Origin of the sequence: Shewanella nanhaiensis, from assembly GCF_019457885.1 — a bacterium.
GTDB lineage: Bacteria > Pseudomonadota > Gammaproteobacteria > Enterobacterales > Shewanellaceae > Shewanella > Shewanella nanhaiensis.
Genome location: NZ_JAHZST010000054.1, coordinates 1 through 848, shown reverse-complemented (window position 1 = coordinate 848; position 848 = coordinate 1). Strand labels below are relative to the sequence as shown.

Genomic DNA, 848 nt, shown 5'->3' with positions numbered 1-848 from the left:
CAGCGGCACAGGGTGATAGCCCCGTACATGAAAACTAACTTTACGTGAAAACGAGTAGGACGGGACACGTGACATCTTGTCTGAACATGGGGGGACCATCCTCCAAGGCTAAATACTCCTGACTGACCGATAGTGAACCAGTACCGTGAGGGAAAGGCGAAAAGAACCCCTGTGAGGGGAGTGAAATAGAACCTGAAACCGTATACGTACAAGCAGTGGGAGCGGTTCTTGAGACCGTGACTGCGTACCTTTTGTATAATGGGTCAGCGACTTACATTTTGTAGCGAGGTTAAGCGAATAGCGGAGCCGTAGGGAAACCGAGTGTTAACTGCGCGTTTAGTTGCAAGGTGTAGACCCGAAACCCGGTGATCTATCCATGGGCAGGTTGAAGATTGAGTAACATCAATTGGAGGACCGAACCGACTTATGTTGAAAAATGAGCGGATGACTTGTGGATGGGGGTGAAAGGCCAATCAAACCGGGAGATATCTGGTTCTCCTCGAAAGCTATTTAGGTAGCGCCTCGAGCGAATACCATTGGGGGTAGAGCACTGTTAAGGCTAGGGGGTCATCCCGACTTACCAACCCTTTGCAAACTCCGAATACCAATGAGTACTACTCGGGAGACACACGGCGGGTGCTAACGTCCGTCGTGAAAAGGGAAACAACCCAGACCGTCAGCTAAGGTCCCAAAGTTATTGCTAAGTGGGAAACGATGTGGGAAGGCTTAGACAGCTAGGATGTTGGCTTAGAAGCAGCCATCATTTAAAGAAAGCGTAATAGCTCACTAGTCGAGTCGGCCTGCGCGGAAGATTTAACGGGGCTAAGCAATACACCGAAGCTACGGGT

General features: G+C 50.1%; 1 rRNA gene. It reads left to right on the top strand.

Annotated features, from left to right (window positions below):
* Positions 1-848, top strand: a 23S ribosomal RNA gene (locus K0625_RS24295); the annotation flags it as partial.